The sequence below is a fragment of the Pseudoxanthomonas sp. SGT-18 genome (assembly GCF_003931645.1).
GTDB lineage: Bacteria > Pseudomonadota > Gammaproteobacteria > Xanthomonadales > Xanthomonadaceae > Pseudoxanthomonas.
Genome location: NZ_RRYJ01000007.1, coordinates 182624 through 202103 on the forward strand (window position 1 = coordinate 182624; position 19480 = coordinate 202103).

General features: G+C 73.0%; 21 protein-coding genes and 1 tRNA gene. 16 read left to right on the forward strand and 6 right to left on the reverse strand.

The window, feature by feature from the left end:
• The first annotated feature begins 29 nt into the window (after nucleotides 1-29).
• The 15 genes from EIM47_RS11215 (at nucleotide 30) to EIM47_RS11280 (ending at nucleotide 13381) form a co-directional block, all read left to right on the forward strand.
• A complete protein-coding gene (locus EIM47_RS11215; RefSeq protein ID WP_125076930.1) occupies nucleotides 30-1442 on the forward strand; it encodes an RNA polymerase factor sigma-54 in 1413 nt (470 codons plus the stop codon).
• A gap of 58 nt (nucleotides 1443-1500) precedes the next feature.
• On the forward strand, nucleotides 1501-1818 hold the full coding sequence (gene raiA / locus EIM47_RS11220) for a ribosome-associated translation inhibitor RaiA (protein WP_019397469.1): 318 nt from the start codon (nucleotides 1501-1503) through the stop codon (nucleotides 1816-1818).
• A gap of 96 nt (nucleotides 1819-1914) precedes the next feature.
• A complete protein-coding gene (gene hprK, locus EIM47_RS11225; RefSeq protein WP_019397468.1) occupies nucleotides 1915-2868 on the forward strand; it encodes an HPr(Ser) kinase/phosphatase in 954 nt (317 codons plus the stop codon).
• The gene (gene rapZ, locus EIM47_RS11230) at nucleotides 2865-3740 is read left to right on the forward strand and encodes an RNase adapter RapZ (protein WP_164514589.1); all 876 of its coding nucleotides are present in this window, start codon (nucleotides 2865-2867) and stop codon (nucleotides 3738-3740) included. The genes hprK and rapZ overlap by 4 nt, the downstream gene beginning before the upstream one ends.
• A 78-nt stretch (nucleotides 3741-3818) precedes the next feature.
• Nucleotides 3819-4211, forward strand: coding sequence for a PTS sugar transporter subunit IIA (locus tag EIM47_RS11235; protein WP_019397466.1), 393 nt, complete (start codon nucleotides 3819-3821; stop codon nucleotides 4209-4211).
• Nucleotides 4204-4473, forward strand: coding sequence for an HPr family phosphocarrier protein (locus tag EIM47_RS11240; RefSeq protein ID WP_028915345.1), 270 nt, complete (start codon nucleotides 4204-4206; stop codon nucleotides 4471-4473). The genes EIM47_RS11235 and EIM47_RS11240 overlap by 8 nt, the downstream gene beginning before the upstream one ends.
• Nucleotides 4474-4532: 59 nt before the next feature.
• Nucleotides 4533-6242, forward strand: a complete 1710-nt coding sequence (gene ptsP, locus EIM47_RS11245; RefSeq protein ID WP_125076931.1) for a phosphoenolpyruvate--protein phosphotransferase — start codon at nucleotides 4533-4535, stop codon at nucleotides 6240-6242.
• A 101-nt stretch (nucleotides 6243-6343) separates the two neighbouring features.
• A complete protein-coding gene (mgtE, locus tag EIM47_RS11250) occupies nucleotides 6344-7705 on the forward strand; it encodes a magnesium transporter (RefSeq protein WP_019397463.1) in 1362 nt (453 codons plus the stop codon).
• 312 nt (nucleotides 7706-8017) lie between these two features.
• Entirely contained in the window at nucleotides 8018-8893 is an 876-nt protein-coding gene (locus tag EIM47_RS11255) for a DNA ligase (protein WP_028915346.1), read from the forward strand.
• 544 nt (nucleotides 8894-9437) lie between these two features.
• Nucleotides 9438-9602, forward strand: a complete 165-nt coding sequence (locus EIM47_RS15680; protein WP_164514590.1) for a hypothetical protein — start codon at nucleotides 9438-9440, stop codon at nucleotides 9600-9602.
• Nucleotides 9603-9802: 200 nt separating this feature from the next.
• Entirely contained in the window at nucleotides 9803-10648 is an 846-nt protein-coding gene (locus EIM47_RS15685; RefSeq protein WP_164514591.1) for a S8 family peptidase, read from the forward strand.
• Nucleotides 10649-10731: 83 nt separating this feature from the next.
• A complete protein-coding gene (locus tag EIM47_RS15760; RefSeq protein ID WP_205948718.1) occupies nucleotides 10732-11187 on the forward strand; it encodes a hypothetical protein in 456 nt (151 codons plus the stop codon).
• A gap of 237 nt (nucleotides 11188-11424) precedes the next feature.
• Nucleotides 11425-12159 (forward strand): autotransporter outer membrane beta-barrel domain-containing protein, encoded by a 735-nt coding sequence (locus tag EIM47_RS11270; protein WP_276312189.1) that lies wholly within the window; start codon nucleotides 11425-11427, stop codon nucleotides 12157-12159.
• Nucleotides 12160-12293: 134 nt separating this feature from the next.
• A complete protein-coding gene (locus tag EIM47_RS11275) occupies nucleotides 12294-13112 on the forward strand; it encodes a prolyl oligopeptidase family serine peptidase (RefSeq protein WP_125076935.1) in 819 nt (272 codons plus the stop codon).
• A complete protein-coding gene (locus tag EIM47_RS11280) occupies nucleotides 13109-13381 on the forward strand; it encodes a hypothetical protein (protein ID WP_125076936.1) in 273 nt (90 codons plus the stop codon). Before EIM47_RS11275 ends, EIM47_RS11280 begins: the two co-directional genes overlap by 4 nt.
• Nucleotides 13382-13489: 108 nt before the next feature.
• Here the strand turns inward: EIM47_RS11280 and pgi are convergent, their stop codons facing one another.
• The 6 genes from pgi to pcnB form a co-directional block, all read right to left on the reverse strand.
• Nucleotides 13490-15004, reverse strand: a complete 1515-nt coding sequence (gene pgi, locus EIM47_RS11285; RefSeq protein ID WP_125076937.1) for a glucose-6-phosphate isomerase — start codon at nucleotides 15002-15004, stop codon at nucleotides 13490-13492.
• Nucleotides 15004-15384, reverse strand: a complete 381-nt coding sequence (gene panD / locus EIM47_RS11290; protein WP_019397457.1) for an aspartate 1-decarboxylase — start codon at nucleotides 15382-15384, stop codon at nucleotides 15004-15006. Before panD ends, pgi begins: the two co-directional genes overlap by 1 nt.
• A 128-nt stretch (nucleotides 15385-15512) precedes the next feature.
• Nucleotides 15513-16355 carry a pantoate--beta-alanine ligase gene (gene panC / locus EIM47_RS11295; RefSeq protein ID WP_019397456.1) on the reverse strand — a complete coding sequence of 281 codons (843 nt, stop codon included), beginning with the start codon at nucleotides 16353-16355 and terminating at the stop codon, nucleotides 15513-15515.
• 28 nt (nucleotides 16356-16383) lie between these two features.
• Nucleotides 16384-17199: a 3-methyl-2-oxobutanoate hydroxymethyltransferase gene (panB, locus tag EIM47_RS11300; RefSeq protein WP_019397455.1), complete on the reverse strand. Its 816-nt coding sequence runs from the start codon at nucleotides 17197-17199 to the stop codon at nucleotides 16384-16386.
• A gap of 93 nt (nucleotides 17200-17292) precedes the next feature.
• Nucleotides 17293-17796: a 2-amino-4-hydroxy-6-hydroxymethyldihydropteridine diphosphokinase gene (gene folK / locus EIM47_RS11305; RefSeq protein ID WP_019397454.1), complete on the reverse strand. Its 504-nt coding sequence runs from the start codon at nucleotides 17794-17796 to the stop codon at nucleotides 17293-17295.
• A complete protein-coding gene (gene pcnB, locus EIM47_RS11310) occupies nucleotides 17793-19172 on the reverse strand; it encodes a polynucleotide adenylyltransferase PcnB (protein ID WP_125076938.1) in 1380 nt (459 codons plus the stop codon). Before pcnB ends, folK begins: the two co-directional genes overlap by 4 nt.
• Before the next feature lie 59 nt (nucleotides 19173-19231).
• On the opposite strand from pcnB, the gene EIM47_RS11315 reads away from it, so the two are divergent.
• Nucleotides 19232-19306, forward strand: a tRNA-Glu gene (locus EIM47_RS11315).
• Nucleotides 19307-19480: the final 174 nt, after the last annotated feature.

The window sequence follows — 19480 nt, forward strand, 5'->3', positions numbered from 1 at the left end:
CAGCCCCAGGCTTCCTTTCTGGCAGGGACATGAAGGCACGGCTGCAGACATCGCTGGGACAGAGCCTGGTCATGACCCCGCAGCTGCGCCAGGCCATCCGCCTGTTGCAGATGTCCACGGTGGAGCTGCAGGCCGAGGTCGCCGAGGCGATCGAGACCAATCCCCTGCTGGAGTGGGCCGACGAGGCCTACCAGGAGCCGGTCGCCGCGGGCGACGGCGACGGCGCGGCTGCCTCGCCCTCGGACGATGTCCCGCCCGAGGGCGAGGACTGGGCGCCGGACGAGCCCGCCTGGCAGGCATCCGGCGGCGGCTACGACGAGGACGGCGACGACGCGGCCGAGCGCATGGCCGGGACCGAGACCCTGGCCGACCACCTGCTGTGGCAGCTGCACCTGTCGCCGCTGTCGGCGCGCGACCGCCGCATCGGCGCCATGCTGATCGACGCCCTGGACGAGGACGGCTACCTGCGCGAACCGCTGGCGTCCATCGCCGAGGCGCTGCTGCCGGAAACCCGCGCCAGCGAGGAGGAGATCCTCACCGTGCTGCACCAGCTGCAGCGCTTCGATCCGCCCGGAGTGGGCGCGCGCGACCTTGGCGAGTGCCTGCGCCTGCAGCTGGAAGTCCTGCCCGAATGCACCCCCGGCCGCGCCCTGGCCCTGCGCATCGTCGCCGCGCCGCTGGAGCGGCTGCCGAAGATCGGCACCGAGGGCCTGGCCCAGGAACTGCGCGCGCCGCCGTGCGACGTGGAGCAGGCGGTGCAGCTGGTGCGCTCGCTGGACCCGCGCCCGGGCAAGCGCATGGCCGAACTGGAACACGACAGCTACGTCGTGCCCGACTGCATCATCTGGCGCCAGCGCGGGGTGTGGAAGGCGGCGCTGTCGCGGCAGGCGCAACCGAAGGTCGCCATCCACCGCGGCTACGAACAGCTGATCCGGCGCTGCGGCGACAGCGACGCCGGCTACCTGCGCGGCCAGCTGCAGGAGGCGCGCTGGCTGCTCAAGAGCCTGGAGGCGCGCGGCGAGACCCTGCTGAAGGTCGTGCGCTGCCTGCTGCGCCAGCAGGCCGGGTTCCTGGAGTTCGGCGAACAGGCGCTGCGTCCGCTGACCCTGCGCGAGGTCGCCGCCGAGCTGGGCCTGCACGAATCCACCGTCTCCCGCGCCATCGCCCGCAAGTACGTGCGCACCCCGCGCGGCACCCTGCCGCTGAAGGCGTTCTTCGCCTCCGGCATCGACACCGACGGCGGCGGCGAGGCCTCCAGCACCGCGATCCAGGCCATGATCCGCCGCCTGATCGACGACGAGAACCCGCGCAAGCCGCTTTCCGACGCCAAGCTGGCCGACCTGCTCAAGCAGTCGGGCGTGCCGGTGGCGCGGCGCACGGTGGCGAAGTATCGTGAGCTCATGAACATTCCGGCGTCGCACGAGCGGGTCCGCATCGGCTAGGCGCGTGACCGGCATCGTGCGGGGCCGCCCACAGCGGCAACCACAAAGGAGGTTCACGATGCGCATCGAAACGTACGGCCAGCAGCTGGAGATCACCCCGGCCCTGCGCGATTACGTGGAGGAGAAGCTGCGTCGGCTCGACCGGCATTTCGACCAGCCGATCGCCGCCCGCGTGCAGCTCGGCCTGCGCAAGCCCTCCCACCGCGCGGCCGCGGACCTCTCCGTCCCGGGCCGTACCCTGCACGCCGAGGCCGAGGCCCAGACCATGTACGCGGCCATCGACCTGCTGGCGGACAAGCTGGACCGCCAGATCCTCAAGCACAAGGAAAAGAACCAGGACTACCAGGCGCCCCGCGTCCTCCCGGACGTCGGCTGACCCGCCCCCGCCGCCCGGCCGGCACCCGCCCGGCCGGGACGCGCGAGCCCGTTTGGGCGACAATCACGCGACCCCTGCCAGAAGGACCCGGGCCGCATGAGGAATGCCAGCATCACCGCACGCGAACTGTTCGAGCAGCAGCAGGACAAGTTGTCGCTGCGCTGGCTGGCCGGCCAGAAGGGCGGGTCCCGCGAGATCGACTCCGGCGACACCAATTCCCGCCGCCCCTCGCTGGCCGGCTACCTCAATGCCATCTACCCCAACAAGGTGCAGATCCTCGGCAGCGAGGAACTGGCCTGGCTCGACTCGCTGGACTCGCGCCAGCGCTGGGAAACCATCGAGAAGATCATCCAGGCCCGGCCGCTGGCGCTGGTGATCAGCAAGAACCAGTCCTGCCCCGAGGACCTGCGCGCGGCCGCCGAGGAGACCGATACCCCGCTGTGGGTCTCGCCGCGGCGCGGCCACGAGCTGCTCAACCACCTCTCCTACCACCTGGCCCGTACCCTCGCCCCGCGCGTGACCCTGCACGGGGTGTTCATGGAGATCTATTCCATCGGCGTGCTGATCACCGGCGAGGCCGGCTCGGGCAAGAGCGAGCTGGCGCTGGAACTGCTCAGCCGCGGCCACCGCCTGGTCGCCGACGACGCCCCCGAATTCACCCAGATCGCCCCGGACGTGCTCGACGGCACCTGCCCGGAGCTGTTGCAGGACCTGCTGGAGGTGCGCGGCCTGGGCGTGCTCAACGTGCGCGAGATGTTCGGCGACACCGCGGTCAAGAAGAACAAGTACCTGCGCCTGATCGTGCACCTGACCCGGCCGATGACCGAGCCCTCGCCGCACGGCTACGAGCGCCTGACCGGCGACTCCGGCACCCGCCACGTGCTGGACCTGGACGTGCCGCTGATCACCCTGCCGGTGATGCCCGGCCGCAACCTGGCCGTGCTCACCGAGGCGGCGACCCGCCTGCACATCCTGCGCACCAAGGGCATCGACCCGGCGGCGATGTTCATCGCCCGGCACAGCAACCTGCTGGAGCGCCGCGGCTCATGACCACCACCACCCGCCCCACCCTGGTGATCGTCAGCGGCCTGTCCGGCTCGGGCAAGTCGGTGGCGCTGAAGACCTTCGAGGACCTGGACTACTACTGCGTCGACAACCTGCCGCTGGAGCTGCTGCCGGCCTTCGTCGGCTCGCTGGTGCGCGAGGACGGCCTGCCCGAGCGCATGGCCGTGGGCATCGACGTGCGCAGCCGCAAGGACGACCTCGGCCGCCTGGCCGAGTGGCGCGCCGCGGCCGGGTCGCTGGGCGTGGACGCGCGCCTGCTGTTCTTCGAGGCCGAGGACCACATCCTGCTGCGGCGCTACGCCGACACCCGCCGCCGCCACCCGCTCAGCCGCCTGGGCCTGTCGCTGCCGGAGGCGATCGCGCGCGAGCGCCAGATCATCGCCCCGCTGCGGCGCGAGGCCGACGCGGTGATCGACACCAGCCACCTCAACGTGCACCAGCTGCGGCGCCAGGTCATCACCGGCTTCGCCCTGGAGCACAGCCCGGGCCTGTCCCTGCTGTTCGAGTCCTTCGCCTACAAGCGCGGGGTGCCGGAGGAGGCGGACTTCGTGTTCGATGCCCGGGTCCTGCCCAACCCGCACTGGGAGCCGGAGCTGCGCCCGCTGACCGGCCGCGACCAGCGCGTGCGCGACTACCTGGATGCCCAGCCGGAGGTGGACGCCTACGCCCGCCAGGTGGCGGAGTTCCTGGACACCTGGCTGCCGCGCCTGCGCAACGACACCCGCGCCTACGTGACCGTGGCCTTCGGCTGCACCGGCGGCAAGCACCGCTCGGTGTACCTGGCCGAGCGCCTGGCCGCCCACGCCCGCGAACAGGGCTGGAACGAGGTCGCCACCTACCACCGCGAGCAGGACTGAGCCCCCGCCGCTGCCGCCGGCGGCACCGCCGCGCGGAAAGGCGCGACGGCGGTCGGGGTGCTCTGTTAACTTCCCGCCATGGCATGTGGCATCCTCCTGATCACCCATCCCGGCGTCGGTAGCGCCCTCCTGGCCGTGGCCACGGCCCTGCTGCGCAAGCTGCCGTTGAAGGCGGAAGCCTTCGAGGTCCCGTTCGACGCCGACCCCGACCAGCTCCTGCCGGCCGCCTCCGCGGCGCTGCGGCGGGTCGACGGGGGCGACGGCGTGCTGGTCCTGACCGACCTGTACGGCGCCAGCCCCAGCAACCTCGCCGCCCAGGTGGCAAGGCTCGGCACGCCGGTCCGTCGGGTCTCGGCGCTGAGCCTGCCAATGCTGCTGCGGGTCATGAACTATCCGGAACAGGGACTGGACGAACTGCCCGCCACCGCGGCGGCGGGCGCGCGCAATGGAGCGATCATCGACGATGCTTGAACGTGAACTCACCGTGTCCAACCGCCTGGGCCTGCATGCCCGGGCCACCGCCAAGCTGGTCCAGGCGCTGGCACCCTTCCGCTGCGCCGTGACCCTGCAGGCGAAGGGACGCGAGGTCAACGCCAAGAGCATCATGGGGGTGATGCTGCTGGCCGCCGGCCAGGGCACCCCGGTCACCGTGCGCACCGACGGGGTCGACGAGGCCGAGGCGATGCAGGCCGTGGTCGATCTGTTCGAGAACCGGTTCGACGAGGACGCCTGAGCCGTGCGCGGGCCGGGCCGCCAGCACGCGTCGCCGCGCCCGTCCAGGGGGACGCCCGGATGAGGCTGGCCTTCGCCGGGCATGGCGCTTCCCGCGGCCTGGCCCTGGGCCGGGCCCGGGTCCGCCTCCCGCACGCGCTGGAGGTGACCGAGCAGCGGCTGCCGGCCTCGCGGGTCAAGGAGGAGGCCGCGCGCCTGCACGGGGCCCTGGAGGCCACCCGTGCCGAGATGCGCACCCTGCGCGAGAAGCTGCAGGGCGCGCTGTCGAAGGAAGCCATCGAATTCATCGACCTGCACGCGCTGCTGCTGGACGACCCGGAGCTGGTGCAGTCGCTGGAGGCCCTGATCCAGCAGGAACGCTATTCGGCCGGCTACGCCCTGCGCGTGCAGCGCGACCGCCTGGCCGCGGTGTTCCAGTCCATGGACGACCCCTACCTGCGGGCCCGCCTGGACGACCTGGACCACATCATCGGCCGGGTCAACGCCCACCTGCACAAGCACGACCCGCTGCCGCGCGGCACCGCCGGCGAGGTCCTGGTGTGCGAGAACGTGGCCCCGTCCGAGCTGGCCCAGCTGCAGGCCCAGGGCGTGGTGGCGATCGTCTCCGCCGGCGGCAGCCCGCTGTCGCACACCGCCATCCTCGCCCGCAGCCTGCACATGCCGCTGGTGGTCGGCGCGGCCGAGGCGCTGTCGCGGATCAACGATGGCGACGTGCTGATGGTCGACGGCGAGAGCGGCCAGCTGGTGCTGGACCCGGACGCCGCCGACCTGCGCCGCTACCGCGAGCTGCAGCAGCGCGAACAGCGCGAGCGGCGCGACCTGGAGCGGCTGCGCAGCAAGCCCACCCGCACCCGCGACGGGGTCGACATCGCCCTGTACGCCAATGCCGAGTCGCGCGAGGACGTGGCCCGCGCCCACGCGCTCGGCGCGGCCGGCGTGGGCCTGTACCGCACCGAGTTCCTGTTCCTGCAGGACCGCGAGTCGCCGGGCGAGGAAGAGCAATACCTGGCCTACCGCGACGCGGTCCTGGCCATGGGGGGGCGCCCGGTCACCTTCCGCACGCTGGACCTGGGCGCGGACAAGGCCGACCGCGCCGGCCTGGCCCTGGCCAACGAGGCCAACCCGGCGCTGGGCGTGCGCGGCGTGCGCCTGTCGCTGCTGTACGACGCGGTGTTCGACACCCAGCTGCGCGCCATCGTCCGCGCCTCGGCCTACGGCCCGGTGCGGGTGCTGGTGCCGATGGTCTCCTGCCGCGAGGAAATGCTGATCGTGCGCCGCCGCCTGCGCCGCGCGGTGGCCGCGGTGCGCCGCCGCGGCATCGCCGCGGAGGTGCCGCCGCTGGGGGCGATGATCGAGGTGCCGGCCGCGGCGATCGGCGTGCACGGCCTGGCCGACGCGGTCGACTTCCTCTCGGTGGGCACCAACGACCTGGTGCAGTACCTGCTGGCGGTGGACCGCAACAACGACGCCCTCGGCGACCTGTACTCGCCGCTGCACCCGGGCGTGCTGCGCCTGCTTGCGCACGTGCTGCGCGCCGGCGCCGAGCACCGCGTGCCGGTGGCCGTGTGCGGCGAGATGGCCGGCGACCCGCGCCTGGCACCGCTGCTGCTGGCCCTGGGCCTGCGCGAGTTCAGCCTGCATCCGGCCGGCCTGCTGGAACTGCGCCGCACCATCCGCGAATGCGACCTGGCACGGCTGCAGGAACGCGCCCCGCGCCTGCTGCAGGCGCGCGACCGGCGCGGCATCGAGCGCTGGCTGGAATCGGCCTGACCCTATCCAAACGCGACGGGCGCGGGGGATAATGCCTGCCATGAACGCCTGACCTGCCGCGCGCCTCCCGTTGCGGCATCGCCCCCAACCCGGAGCCGCGCATGGCCGAAGCCGTCCGCCACGACAAGACCGCGCGCCAGCTGCGCCTGCTGTCCGACGCGCTGGACAGCGGCCGGCTCGGCCCGGTGCGGCGGCTGGTCAACACCCTCTCCCCCGCCGAGATCGGCAACCTGCTGGAATCGCTGCCGCCGGGCAAGCGCGAGGTGGTGTGGGGCCTGGTCGACGCCGAGGACGACGGCGAGGTGCTGCTGCACGTCGGCGACGAGGTGCGCGAGAGCCTGATCGCCGACATGGACCCGGACGAGCTGGTCGCGGCGGTCGAGGACCTGGACATCGACGACCTGGCCGACCTGGTCGAGGACCTGCCGGACACGGTGATCGACGAGGTCCTCAAGTCGATGGACCGCGAGAACCGGGAACGGCTGGAGCAGGTGCTGTCCTACCCGGAGGACACCGCCGGCCGCCTGATGAACCCGGATGTGGTCACCGTGCGCGCCGACGTCAACGTCGACGTGGTCCTGCGCTACCTGCGCCTGCGCGGCGAGCTGCCCGACCACACCGACCACCTGTACGTGGTCAGCCGCCGCCACCAGTACCTGGGCCGGGTTTCGCTGGCCGCGCTGGTGACCCACGAGGACTCCACCCCGATCAACCGCCTGATCGACGACGAGCAGCCGGCGATCGACGTGGGCGAGAGCGCCCAGGAAGTGGCGCGCCGCTTCTCCGACCACGACTGGGTTTCGGCCCCGGTGGTGGACGAGAACAACATCCTGCTCGGCCGCATCACCATCGACGACGTGGTCGACATCATCCGCGAGCAGGCCGAGCACCAGGCGCTGGGCGCCGCCGGCCTGGACGAGGACGAGGACCTGTTCTCGCCGGTCAAGCGCGCCGTGCGCGGCCGCGTGGTGTGGCTGGGCATCAACCTGTTCACCGCCTTCATGGCCGCCGGCGTGATCGGCCAGTTCGAGGCCACCCTGGAGAAGGTGGTGGCACTGGCGGTGCTGATGCCGATCGTGGCCGGCATCGGCGGCAACGCCGCGGTGCAGGTGCTGACCCTGATGGTGCGCGGCCTGGCCCTGGGCCAGGTGGGCTCGAGCAACGCCGGCATCCTGATGTGGAAGGAGATCCGCGTCGCCCTGATCAACGGCGTGCTGATCGGCGGCATCGTCGGCCTGATCGCGCTGCTGTGGTTCGGCGACCCGGTGCTGTCGCTGGTGATCGCCCTGGCCCTGGTGATCAACTTCTGCGCCGCCGCCAGTGCCGGCGTGCTGCTGCCTCTGCTGCTGCGGCGGATGAACATCGACCCGGCGGTAGCCGGCACCGTGGTGGTCACCGCGGTCACCGACGTGATGGGCTTCTTCTGCTTCCTCGGCCTGGCCACGGCGATCCTGCTGCACTGAACGCCCCGGCCAGGCCGGCGCCAGCCACGAAGCCACGGTTGCCCGGGTACCGGTCGGGCCCGGCTCTGCATTCCTTCCCCGCTTCGTGCCGCCTGCGGCAGCGCGCCCCGGCCGCAGCCGCGTTCCCGCCCGGCCAACACCGCCTGCGCCACCCCACGGCACGCCGCGCGGACCGTTTGCCGCCCGCCCAGCCGCGCGGTGCGTGCCGACAGCACGCCACAAGGCTTTCCTACAGCCGGCGCCGGCAGCGCCCGATTACGCGCGCCCGCGCAACGCGGGAAGCTGCGGTCCCCGCGGACCACCGCCCTGCCCATGCGCCTGCTGCTGCTCGCCCTGCTCTGCCTGCTGCCTGCCGCCACGTTGCCGGCGGCCCCGGCCACGCCCGCGCCGATGCTGGCCTCGACCTGGCGCGGCGACCAGCCGGTGCACGCCTTCCTGGTCAGCGAGAAGCTGGACGGCGTGCGTGCGCGCTGGGACGGGCGCCGACTATGGACCCGCGGTGGCGCGCCAGTCCCCGCGCCCGCGGGGTTCACCCGCGGCTGGCCGGCCGAGCCCATGGATGGCGAACTGTGGCTGGGCCGCGGCCGCTTCGACGAGCTCAGCGCCCTGGTCCGCCGCGTCGGCGGCACCGCCGCGGACTGGCAGGGCGTGCGCTTCATGCTGTTCGACCTGCCCGCGCACCCCGGGCCGTTCGCGCAACGGCTGCAGCGCATGCGCGAGCTGGTGGCCGCCGCGCGCAGCCCGACCCTGGCCCTGGTTGAACAGCGCCGGTTCGATTCGGCCGCGGCGCTGGACGCGGAACTGGCGCGGGTGGTCGCCGCCGGCGGCGAAGGCCTGGTCCTGCATCGGGCCGACGGCCTGTACCGATCCGGACGCAGCGACACCCTGTTCAAGTACAAGCCACACGAAGACGCCGAGGCCCAGGTCCTCGCCCACCTCCCCGGCAAGGGCCGCCACCACGGCCGCATGGGCGCGCTGCTGGTGCGCACCGCCGACGGCCGCCAGTTCCGCATCGGCAGTGGCTTCAGCGACGCCCAGCGCGAGGCTCCGCCTCCGGTGGGCAGCTGGGTCACCTACCGCTACAGCGGCCTGACCGGCAACGGCCTGCCTCGCTTCCCCCGCTTCCTGCGCATCCGCCACGAACTGCCGCCGCCGGAGCCGGGCCGGCCAGCCGCCGCCACGCGCTGATCGTCCTTGCCCGCTGGCCGCGCCCCCCGGAGCGGCGGCGCCCCCCCTGCGCCCCGGCCGTCCGGTCGTGCCCTGGCAGTCCCCCCTTGGCACCTAGCCAGGCACGTTGGCGCTCCTGGCTCTTCCCCGCCGCGCCCTTGGGCCGCCCCCTTGCTGCTGGCGCCGCCTGCGCTCCCTCCCCCGGGCTCCCTTCTGCCGGGCTCCCCTCCGCCTTGCGTGCCAACCCCGGCAGCCCCTGCACCTGCCGCACCGCATCCGGTCGCTGTCACGGGCGGTGGCGCCCCGCAGACGCCCACGGCGAGGCGCCCGGAGCGCCCCGCACCAATGTGGCCGTTGTCCCATTTCACGCAATCGACAGAAACCTGAATACGGAATTGTGCACTGCGTCCTCCAGAGCCGCCGGTCCGCGCCGACCCAAGCGGTGCAGCCCGCAATCCCCCCGGTCCGCGCGGCTGCACTGTCGCCGCCGCCCGCTCGCGCAAGCAGCAGCTCCTCCCCCGGGCGGCGGCGGCGACAGGCCTGAACCGCAAGCGTGAGGTAGCAAGTGTCCAAGCTGCAGCGTGCCCCGCTCACCGTGGCCCTGGCCCTGGCCCTGTCGGCCTGCGGTGGCGGCGGTGGAACCAAGTCCAACCCGCCGGCTGCCCCCGAGCCGGCACGACCCGCCCCGTCGCAGCCGTCCCAGCCCAGCCAGCCGGCCACGCCGGCGTAGCCGGACCCGCTGCCGGGCACCGACTGCAGCAGCGCGGGCTCGGCCCAGTCCTGCCACTACCGCTACAAGGGCGTGCAGGACAACCTGCTGGTGCCCACCGGCGCGCTCGCCGGGCACGAGGCCGGCCTGACCGGCAAGGGCGTCAAGGTCGGCCTGCTCGACGGCCAGCACGAAGTGGCCTACGCCCCCTCGACGGCCGCGTGGCCTGGTACCGCGACTACACCGGCAAGAGCGAATACGACAGCTCCGGCCACGGCGCGGTCGTGGCCGCGGCCCTCGCCGGCCGCGCGGTCAGCGGCTTCGGCGGCGGCGTCGCCCCGGAAGCGGAGCTGTACTGGGGCGTCACCTGCTACAACAACTGGTGCACCGCGGACATGGCGCGCGTCGCCATCGCCGACATGGGCAGCCGCGGCGTGCGCCTGTACAACTGGTCAGTGGGCACCACCGCCACCGACGAGGACAACCTGCGCCGCCAGGCCGAGGGCTACGCGCAGTGGCTGCGCGGCGTGATCGACGTGGACGGCCTGCTGGTCGCGGCGGCCGGCAACGACTCCAGCCCCGAGCCGTCCACCACTTCGCTGATGCCGCGCTTCATGCAGGAATGGAACAGGCACCTGCTGGTGGTGGCAGCGGTGGACCTCGACAAGAGCGGCAAGGCCACCGGCCTGGCCGACTACAGCAACGCCTGCGGCAGCGCCGCCTCCTGGTGCCTGGTGGCCCCGGGCCTGGTCGCGGTGCCGGGCGTGGACGGCACCCAGTTCAAGGGCCGCGCCTCGGGCACCTCGCTGGCCGCCCCGGCGGTCACCGGCACGGCGGCGATGGTGTGGCAGGCGTTCCCGTGGATGAGCGCCAGCAACGTGCAGCAGACCATCCTGACCACGGCCACCGACCTGGGCCAGCCGGGCGTCGACGTGGTGTACGGCTGGCGCCTGCTCAACGCCAACAAGGCCGTGCGCGGCCCCGGCGCGTTCACCGACACCTTCACCGCCCACGTCCCTCCGGCAGCTACGCCTTCGCCAACGACATCGGCGGCAGCGGCGGCCTGACCAAGACCGGCGCCGGCAGCCTGTGGCTGACCGGCCAGAACAGCTACACCGGCCTGACCCACGTCCAGGGCGGCCATCTGGGCATGCCCCGCGGCACCGCCGGTAGCGTGCGCGTCGGCAACGGCGCGGTGTTCCAGGGCGCCGGACGGATCGGCGGCGACTTCACCGCCAGCCCCCAGGCCACCACCGCCATCGCCATCGGCGAGCCGCTGCAAGTGCAGGGCCAGGCCAACCTCGCCGGCACCCTGCACCTGCTGGCGCCGGCCCCGGGCTACCCGGTGGGCAGCAGCGAGCGCCTGATGGGTTACCGCTCGCATACCGGCGCGTTCTCCGCAGTCACCTACGGCAGCGGCTTCTTCTACACCGCCCAGCTGGACTACGGCAGCAACAGCCTGGACGCGAGGCTGGAGCGCACCAGCGCCGCCAGCACCGCCAGCGCGCGGGCGCGCCGCAGGCAGTGGTGGACGGTGTGCGCATGGCCGACGGCCTGCTCGACCACACCGCCGGCCTGCAGCCGGGTGGCGGCAACGACGCCCTGATCGACCTGGTCGGCAAGCTGGCCCGCGTGCCCACGCCGCCGAGGCCGAGGCCTCGCTGGCCAGCCTGGCCGCCGAGGTGCACGGCACCGCGCGCGCGGTGGCGGTGCAGCAGGCCGTGGCCGCCACCCAGCGCCTGGCCGACCGCGTGGCCCTGCTGGAACCGGAAGCCGCCGGCTTCTGGGGCAGCGCCACTGCCCAGGCGGGCGCATTCGAGCGGCCCGGCTTTGCCGATGCCGACTGGCACGCCACCGGCCTCACCGCCGGCGTGGACCACGCCTTCGGTCCGCGGCGGCCGGCGCCGCGCTCAACAGCGGGCGCAGCCGTGCCGACCTGGACGCGATCGGCGGCGGCTTCGATGCCGATTCCGCCGGCCTGGACCTGTACGCGCGCCTGGCCACCGAAAGCGGCTACCTGTCCGCCAGCCTGGGCTACGAGCGCGCCTCGGTGGATACCCGCCGCACGGTACTCGTCGGCGACCAGGCCATGGCCGTGTCCGGCGGCCACACCGATACCACCCTCAGCGCGCGCCTGGAGGCCGGGCGCGAGGTCTATGCCGGCGTGACCCCGTTCGTCGCTGCCGGCTGGATCCGCCACCGCCAGGGCGCGCTGCACGAGGCCGGCGGACAGGGCCTGGAACTGCGCGCCGACGCGGATGCCAGCGAAGTCCGCTACGGCGAGCTGGGCCTGCGCCTGCGCCTGGTCCGCGACCGCCTGTCGCTGCACGGGCTGGCCGCCGGGCGCTGGCTGTCCGGCGACACCGATGCCGGCTTCCCGGCCTGGTTCGCCGAAGCCCCCGGGGTGCTGGTCCCGGTCAGCGGGCAGCAGGTGCCGGAACACGGCGCGCGCGCGGCCGCCGGACTGGACTACGCCCGCTCGGCGCGCTCGCACTGGAGCCTGGACGTGGGCGCCGACCACGGTGCCGGCCACGCCGACGACGTGTACATCAGCGCCGGCTACCGCCGCGCCTTCTGAGCCCGGTCCCGACGCCGCCGGCACGGCCCCGCTCCGGTGGGGCCGTGCCGTTTCCGGGAGTGCAGGCGTCGCAGCGCTCACTGCGGCTTGCTCCGCCGGCGTCCACAATGGATGCCCGCCGCGGAGGAGCACCGATGCATCCGTACCGTTTACTCTGGCTGCTTGTCCTGCTTGCCTGCCTGCCCGTGAGTGCCTGCCAGACCCCGCCATCGCTGCCGGACACCGGCGGCTTCGTCCAGCGCGAGCTGGAGTTCGAGGGACGCGTCCACCGCTACGCGGTGTTCGTGCCGGCCGCGGCACGCCGCGGCGGACCGCTGCCGGTGGTGCTGTTCCTGCACGGTTCCGGCGAGCGCGGCGAGGACGGCCAGGCCCAGACCACGGCCGGCCTGGGCCCGTACCTGCGCCGCCATGCCGGCGCCTTCCCGGCCCTGGTGGTGATGCCGCAGGTGCGCCGGGGCGAGGAATGGACCGGCGCCAACGCGCGCATGGCGCTGGCGGCGCTGGACGCGGCCAGCGCCGAGTTCGGCGGCGACCCGGCGCGCACCTACGCCACCGGCATGTCGATGGGCGGCTATGGCACCTGGGAAGTCGCCCTGCTGGCACCTGACCGCTTCGCCGCGCTGGTGCCGGTGTGCGCCGGCGTGCTCGCGCCGCGCGCAGTGCGCCCTACCCTTTACGTCACGCCCGTGGCCGGCGAGCCCGACCCGCATGCGGCACTGGTGCAGCGCCTGCGCCACCTGCCGGTATGGATGTTCCATGGCGCGCGCGACGACGTGGTGCTGCCGCACGACACCCGTCGCGTGTACCAGCTCGCGCGCCAGGCCGGCGCGGATTTCCGCTATACCGAATACCCCGAAGGCAACCACAATGCCTGGGACGCGACCTATGCCGATCCCGCGATGTGGGACTGGCTGTTCGCCCAGCGCCTGCCCCCCGACCGGACTCCACCGTGACCCTGCTGATCGACGACTACTTCCAGCCCGGCTGGCGCGAGCGCGCGGTCGTCTGCGCCGCCTGCGAATGGGAGGGCGACAGCCGCGCCATGGTGCTGGAGCCGCACGAGGACCTCAGTGAGTACCTGTGCCCGCGCTGCGTGGACATCGTGCTGGTGGTGCGGCATCCGGACCTGGAGCAGGTGCGGGCGGCGGCCGCCGCCGGGCACCCGGAGGCGCTGGAGCAGCTGGCGCTGCTGCAGGAATACCTGGCGCAGCAGCGGGACTGAAGCCGGCCGCCTCCCGGTGCCGGCCACGCCCGGGGCTACATGGACGAAGGGCGCCCGCCTTGCGGCGGACGCCCCTCGCGTACCGGCAGCCCTGGCTGCCGCGCCGGCTCAGCCGCGCAGGCGCGCGATCAGCGCCGCGGTCACCGGGTCGGAGGCCTGGCTCTCGCCGCGCAGCGCCGGCAGCAGGGTATTGGCCACCTGCTTGCCCAGCTCCACGCCGAACTGGTCGAAGGCGTTGATGCCCCAGGCCACCGACTGCACGTACACGCTGTGCTCGTACATGGCCAGCAGCGCGCCCAGCGAACGCGGGGTCAGCGACTCCAGCAGGATGGTGGTGCTGGGGCGGTTGCCCGGGTAGGCGCGGTGCGGATCCTCGCTGGACTGGCCGTTGGCCAGGGCCTCGGTCTGCGCCAGCAGGTTGGACAGCAGCGCCTCGTGGTTCTGCGCGTACGGGTCGTCGTTGCGCACGGTGCCGATGAAATCGGCCGGGACGATGCCGGTGCCCTGGTGCAGGGCCTGGAAGAAGCTGTGCTGCACGTCGGTGCCGGCGCCGCCCCACCACACCGGAACGGTGTCGCCATCGACCGGGCTGCCGTCGACCTTGACCCGCTTGCCCAGCGATTCCATCACCAGCTGCTGCAGGTAGGCCGGCAGCAGGGCCAGGCGCTGGTCGTAGGTCAGCACCGCGTGCGAGGCCAGGCCCAGCGCATTGCGGTTCCACACCGCGGTCAGGCCGTGGCGCACGGCGAGGTTGGCTTCCAGCGGCGCTTCCAGCACGTGGCGGTCGAACTCGGCCGCGCCGGCCAGCAGCTGGTCGAAGGCTTCGGTGCCGATCGCCAGCGCGATCGGGAAGCCGACCGCCGACCACAGCGAGTAGCGGCCACCGACCCAGTCCCACATCGGCAGCACCCGCTCGGCGGCGATGTCGAACGCCTTGGCGGCGCGCTCGGGGTTGGCGCTGACCGCGTAGATGCGCCCGCTGCCGCCCAGCCAGTCGCGCACGATGGCGCCGTTGAGCAGGGTTTCCTGGGTGCCGAAGGTCTTGGAGATGAACACCGCCGCGGTGCGCCTCGGGTCCAGCGGTGCCAGCACGCGCTGCGCGGCGGCGCCGTCGACGTTGGAGATGAAGTGCACGCGGAAGCGGCCCGGCAGCGCGCCGCGCAGGGCGTCGGCCACCAGGCGCGGCCCCAGGTCCGAGCCGCCGATGCCGACGCTGACGATGTCGGTGACCTCGCTGGCCTCCAGCTCGCGCACCAGCGCGTACATGCGCTGGCGCACCGCGGCCGCCGTCTCGTACGCCTCGCGCGCCACCGGCGCCTGCGACAGGTCGCCGCGCAGCGCGGTGTGCAGCACCGAGCGGCCCTCGGTCAGGTTGATCTTCTCGCCGTCGAACAGGCGCCGGAACGCGACCGGCAGCTCGAGCTGGCGACCCAGCTGCAGCAGCGCGTCCCAGGCCGCGGCGTCGTAGCGCTGGCGGGCGAAGGTCGCGTACAGCGGCCCGACCTGCAGCGCGTGGGCCTCCACCCGCCCCGGTTCGTCTTTCAGCAGCCCGGCGATGCTGGCGCCGGAAAGGCGCGCGGCGTGGGACTGGAGGGTGTCGAGACCGGGGGCGGATGTCGTCATCAGGCAGCCTGCTTGGGGATGGAGTGGTTGGTATGGGTGATGCGGTTCTGGCCGTCCACGTACACCAGCTTCGGCTGGAACGCGTCGGCCTCGGCGGCGTCCATCGACGCGAACGCGGCGATGATCACCAGGTCGCCCACCTGCACGTGGCGCGCGGCGCCGCCGTTGAGCGAGATGATGCCGCTGCCCTCGTCGGCGCGGATGGCGTAGGTGGTGAAGCGCGCGCCGTTGGTCACGTCCCACACGTGCACCTGCTCGAACTCGCGGATGCCGGTGGCGTCCAGCAGCAGGCCGTCGATCGCCACCGAGCCCTCGTAGTTGAGCTCGGAGTGGGTGACGGTCGCGCGGTGGATCTTGGCTTTGAGCAGGGTCAGGTGCATGGGGGGACTCCGGGTCTTGGATGGTAGCAATGCCCGCGGCGGCGGTGCGACCACGGGCAAGCGGCGCATGCGGGACAGGCCGTTGCATGCGAAACGTAGGTTGGCCGCGGGCCGGGCGGCCCGCCGGCTCAGAACTCGAGGTTGTCGATCAGGCGGGTGCTGCCCAGGCGCGCGGCGACCAGCGCCACCCGTGGGCCTGCCTCGCCCTCGGCCGGTTCGGACAGGTCCGGCCGGCGCAGCACGGCGTAGTCGACCTCGAACCCGGCCTGCACCAGGGCGGCGCGGCCATCGGCCTCCACCCGGGCACGCGGGGTGCCGGCCAGGTGGGCGTCGCGCATCGCGCACAGCACGCGGTGGATGGTGGCCGCGCGCGGCCGCTCCTCCGGCCCCAGGTACTGGTTGCGCGAGCTCATCGCCAGGCCGTCGGCCTCGCGCACGATCGGGCCGCCGACGATCTCGATCGGGAACTGCAGGTCGGCCACCAGCTGCCGGATCACCGCCAGCTGCTGGTAGTCCTTGCGCCCGAACGCGGCCACGTCCGGCTGCACCTGGTTGAACAGGCGGCTGACCACGGTGCACACGCCGTCGAAGTGCCCGGGGCGGCACTCGCCCTCCAGCACCTGGCTCACGCCCGGCACGTGCACCTTCGAGGCCAGCTCCACGCCGAACGGATACATCGACTCGACCGTTGGCAGCCACAGCACGTCGCAGCCGGCGGCCTCCAGGCCTTCGGTGTCGGCGTCGGGCGTGCGCGGGTAGCGGGTGAAGTCCTCGTTGGGCCCGAACTGGGTCGGATTGACGAACACGCTGGAGACCACGCGGTCCACGTACTGGCGGACCAGCCGCACCAGCGAGAAGTGGCCGGCGTGCAGGTTGCCCATGGTGGGCACGAAGCCCACGCGCAGGCCCTCGCGCTTCCAGCCGCGCACGCGTTCGCGCAGCGCGTCCAGTTCGGTAATGGTTTCGATCATCGGTACTGCCAGGAAGAGGGGGAAAGGCTCAGGCGTAGGCGTGCGCGGCGTCGGGGAAGCTGCCGTCGCGCACGGCCTCGGCGTAGGCGCGCACGGCGCCGGCCACCGAGCCGCCTTCGGCCAGGAAATCCTTGACGAAGCGCGGGCGGCGGTGGCCGCTGTCCAGCCCGAGGAAGTCGTGCAGCACCAGCACCTGGCCGTCGCAGTGCGGGCCGGCGCCGATGCCGATGGTGGGGATGTCGAGCGAAGCGGTGATCTGCTGCGCCAGCGGGGTCGGCACGCATTCGAGCACCAGCAGCGAGGCGCCGGCCTCCTGCACCGCCAGGGCGTCAGCGCGCAGCCGCGCCGCGGCCTGCTCCTCGCGACCCTGCACCTTGAAGCCGCCGAGCTTGAGCACCGACTGCGGGGTCAGGCCCAGGTGCGCGCACACCGGGATGTCGCGCCCGGCGAGGAAGCGGATCACCTCCAGCTTGGGCCCGGCGCCTTCCAGCTTGACCATCTGCGCGCCGGCCTGCAGCAGCGCCACCGCGGCGTCCAGCGCCCGCTCCGGGGTCGCATCGGACTGGAACGGCAGGTCGCTCAGCAGCAGCGCCTGCTTCAGCGCGCGGGCCACGGCCGCGGTGTGGTAGGCCATGTCGGCCACCGTCACCGGCAGGGTCGAGTCGTGGCCCTGCACCACCATGCCCAGCGAATCGCCGACCAGCACCAGGTCGATCCCGTTCTGGTCCATGACCCGGGCGAAGCCGGCGTCGTACGCGGTCAGCATCGCCAGGCGACGCCCCTGGCGCTTGGCCTCGGCCAGCGCGGGGACGGTCCAGGGCTTTTGCTCGGCATGTACGCTCATTTCGGTATCCGGTTCGGCAAGCCGCGCATTATCGCGCAAAACCCCGCCCTGCCCCGGCTGCCATCGGTCACGCAGCGTCCCGCGGGCGTGGCTTCAGCCCGGCGCCAGCGGTTCCACCCCGCCGGCATCGACCGTGCGCAGGGCCGCGGCGACCGTGCCGTGCCCGGGAATCGGCGCCTCCGGGGCGATCTCCGCCAGCGGCACCAGCACGAAGGCACGCTGGTGCAGGTACGGGTGCGGCACCTGCAGGCCGGGCAGGTCCAATACCTGGTCGCCATACAGCAGCAGGTCCAGGTCGAGCATGCGCGGGCCCCAGCGGGTGGCTTCGCCGCCGCGCACGCGGCCGGCGCGGCGCTCGATGTCCAGCAACCCGGCCAGCAGCTCCGGCGCCGGCAGCGTGGTCTCGAGCACGGCCGCGGCGTTGATGAAGTCCGGCTGGTCGGTGCGCCCCCAGGCGGGGGTGCGGTACAGCCGCGAGGCCGCCAGCAGGCGGGTACCGGGCAAGGCGTCCAGCGCCGGGAAGGCCGCGCGCACGCTGGCGGCGGCCTCGCCCAGGTTCGCGCCCAGGCCGATGCAGGCGCGGACCGGCGTGTTCATTCGGAGGCGGCGGCAGTCCCGCGGCGACGCCGGCGGCGGCGCCGGCGCGGCGCGCCTTCCAGGTCGCCCTCGTCGCCGCCGCCGGCCTCGAGGCTGGCGGCCAGGGCGTCGCCGGAGCTGCGCTGGGCCTCGCGCCAGAACTCCACGTCGGCGGCGTGGTTCTCCGAGGCAGCCAGGCGCAGCACCAGGAAGTCGTAGGCAGCGCGGAAGCGCGGGTGCGCCAGCAGCCGGAACACGCGCTTGCGCTGGCGGGTGGAGAAGCGCGACTGCAGCAGCCAGATTTCCTGCATCGGCAGGGAGAAGCGCTTGGGCAGGGCGATGGTCTGCACCTGGTGCAGGGTCACCCGGTCGGCGGCGCGGCGCTGCGCCTCCTCGGCCGGCATGCCCTGCGCCTGCAGCCCGGCCAGGGCGCGGCAGTACGCCGGCCACAGCAGCAGCGCGAACAGGAACGCCGGCGAGACCGGCTCGTCCGCGGCCACGCGGGCGTCGGTACCGGCCAGCCCCTGCAGGACCATCCGCCGCAATGCGCCGCTGCGGTTGGAACGCAGCGCGGCCGCGGTCTCCGGCATCAGCGCCGGCAACAGGCCGTGGCGCTCCAGGCCCTCGAAGCTGGCCACCGCATGCCCGGACAGGAACAACTTGAGCATCTCCTCGAACAAGCGCGCCGGGGCGGCCTCGGCCAGCAGCCCGGCCAGGCGCGGGATCGGCTCGGCGGTGGGCGGGTCGATGCTGAAGCCCAGCTTGGCCGCCAGGCGCACCGCGCGCAGCATGCGCACCGGGTCCTCGCGGTAGCGGGTTTCCGGATCGCCGATCAGGCGCATGCGCCGCGCCAGCACGTCCTCGAAGCCGCCGGTGTAGTCGCGCACCGAGAAATCCTCGATCGCGTAGTACAGGGCGTTGCAGGTGAAGTCGCGGCGGACCGCGTCCTCCTCGATGGTGCCGTAGACGTTGTCGCGGACCAGGCGCCCGTCCTCGATCTCGCGGTCGCCGCTGCCGTCGTCGCTGTTGGCGCGGAAGGTGGCCACCTCGATGATCTCGCGCCCGTACACCACGTGGGCCAGGCGGAAGCGGCGGCCGATCAGGCGGCAGTTGCGGAACAGCTGCTTGACCTGCTCGGGCGTGGCGTCGGTGGCCACGTCGAAGTCCTTGGGGTGCATGCCCAGCAGCAGGTCGCGGACCGCGCCGCCGACCAGGAACGCGCCAAAGCCGGCCTCGCGCAGCCGGTAGAGCACGCGCAGGGCGTTGGGGCTTATGTCCTTGCGTGAGATCGGGTGCTGGTCGCGCGGAACGCTGCGCAGGACAGGTTGCGGGATGGCTTGCGGATCGATGGGAGTGCTTCCGTGGACTTGGCTGGAAAAATTTTTCGCCGGGGGCATTGCCGTCCGGCTGGCGGGTGAATATACTAGCGCGCCTTCGCTGGGAACACCCGCACAACGCTCCCTTCGTCTAGCGGTTAGGACGTGGCCCTCTCAAGGCTAAAACAGGGGTTCGAGTCCCCTAGGGAGCGCCAGCGGTGCCACAGCGAAGCAGACGAAAGACCCCGCCCCGGCGGGGTTTTTTGTTGCCCGCGCACCGTGGCCGGCGCAAGAGGAAGCCCCGCGTTGCGGGGCTTCGTCGTTTCGGGCCGGGGCCCGTGGCTGGGCCGGGATGCCCGGATGGTGCCACTCCATCCGGGCAAGCAACG

Bases quoted from the DNA above. Each gene is read 5' to 3' on its own strand.
- EIM47_RS11255 (WP_028915346.1), top strand. From the start codon at position 8,018: ATGCGCCTGCTGCTGCTCGCCCTGCTCTGCCTGCTGCCTGCCGCCACG.
- panB (WP_019397455.1), bottom strand. From the start codon at position 17,199: ATGAGCGTACATGCCGAGCAAAAGCCCTGGACCGTCCCCGCGCTGGCC.
- panD (WP_019397457.1), bottom strand. From the start codon at position 15,384: ATGCACCTGACCCTGCTCAAAGCCAAGATCCACCGCGCGACCGTCACC.
- EIM47_RS11275 (WP_125076935.1), top strand. From the start codon at position 12,294: ATGCATCCGTACCGTTTACTCTGGCTGCTTGTCCTGCTTGCCTGCCTG.
- EIM47_RS11240 (WP_028915345.1), top strand. From the start codon at position 4,204: ATGCTTGAACGTGAACTCACCGTGTCCAACCGCCTGGGCCTGCATGCC.
- hprK (WP_019397468.1), top strand. From the start codon at position 1,915: ATGAGGAATGCCAGCATCACCGCACGCGAACTGTTCGAGCAGCAGCAG.
- panC (WP_019397456.1), bottom strand. From the start codon at position 16,355: ATGATCGAAACCATTACCGAACTGGACGCGCTGCGCGAACGCGTGCGC.
- mgtE (WP_019397463.1), top strand. From the start codon at position 6,344: ATGGCCGAAGCCGTCCGCCACGACAAGACCGCGCGCCAGCTGCGCCTG.
- EIM47_RS15760 (WP_205948718.1), top strand. From the start codon at position 10,732: ATGCCCCGCGGCACCGCCGGTAGCGTGCGCGTCGGCAACGGCGCGGTG.
- raiA (WP_019397469.1), top strand. From the start codon at position 1,501: ATGCGCATCGAAACGTACGGCCAGCAGCTGGAGATCACCCCGGCCCTG.
- pgi (WP_125076937.1), bottom strand. From the start codon at position 15,004: ATGACGACATCCGCCCCCGGTCTCGACACCCTCCAGTCCCACGCCGCG.
- pcnB (WP_125076938.1), bottom strand. From the start codon at position 19,172: ATGCCCCCGGCGAAAAATTTTTCCAGCCAAGTCCACGGAAGCACTCCC.
- folK (WP_019397454.1), bottom strand. From the start codon at position 17,796: ATGAACACGCCGGTCCGCGCCTGCATCGGCCTGGGCGCGAACCTGGGC.
- EIM47_RS11235 (WP_019397466.1), top strand. From the start codon at position 3,819: ATGGCATGTGGCATCCTCCTGATCACCCATCCCGGCGTCGGTAGCGCC.
- EIM47_RS11215 (WP_125076930.1), top strand. From the start codon at position 30: ATGAAGGCACGGCTGCAGACATCGCTGGGACAGAGCCTGGTCATGACC.
- ptsP (WP_125076931.1), top strand. From the start codon at position 4,533: ATGAGGCTGGCCTTCGCCGGGCATGGCGCTTCCCGCGGCCTGGCCCTG.
- rapZ (WP_164514589.1), top strand. From the start codon at position 2,865: ATGACCACCACCACCCGCCCCACCCTGGTGATCGTCAGCGGCCTGTCC.